1 protein-coding gene is annotated in these 733 nt (G+C 40.7%); it reads left to right on the top strand.

Going from position 1 to position 733, the window contains the following annotated elements; all coding sequences use genetic code 11:
- On the top strand, positions 1-733 hold a 733-nt coding region (locus tag ES765_RS21515; RefSeq protein ID WP_138116596.1), incomplete at both ends, for an IS4 family transposase.

The following is a 733-nucleotide window of genomic DNA, read 5'->3' as shown; positions in this document are numbered from 1 at the left end:
GAGCCTGTTTGATTGGGCCAAGTATAAAACAGCCAAAGGGGCCATAAAAATGCATACCCTATTAGATTATGATGGAAATCTACCTGCTTACGTTAATATCACCAATGGCAAAACGGCCGATAACAAAGGGGCTTATGATATCCCACTACTTAAAAGAAGTGTTATCGTTGCCGATAGGTTCTATAATGACTTCTCATTGCTCAACGTTTGGGACACCAGCGAGGTGTTTTTTGTGGTCAGGCACAAAGAAAACATCCAATACACTAGGGTAAAAGAAAACGAGCTGCCCGACAACAGACACCAACATATACTTATTGATGAAATCATTGCCCTTACAGGCACAAAATCAAAAGAAAAGTATCCCAAAAGGCTTCGCAGGATAGCTATATATGACCCTGTCAACAAACAACAGATAGAATTGATAACCAACCAAATGTCTTGGACGGCAAACACGATAAGCGAACTTTATAAGGCTAGATGGGAAGTGGAAATCTTCTTTCGCGAGATAAAACAGCTACTACATATCAAATCGTTCATCGGTACGAGTGAAAATGCCGTGATGATACAGATATGGACAGCACTAATAACCATACTCGTACTGAAAGCACTGAAAGCTATGGCAAAATACAAATGGTACTTATCAAATCTGGTCGCTTTTATAAGACTCAACCTTTTTGTTAAGGTAGACCTCCAAAAATGGCTCGACCACCCTTTTCAAGACCATCCGCCGCCT

Source organism: Maribacter sp. ACAM166, from assembly GCF_005771495.1.
Taxonomy (GTDB): Bacteria; Bacteroidota; Bacteroidia; order Flavobacteriales; family Flavobacteriaceae; genus Maribacter.
Note: the sequence above shows the minus strand (reverse complement) of the source record. Positions and strands in the feature narration are given on the sequence as shown.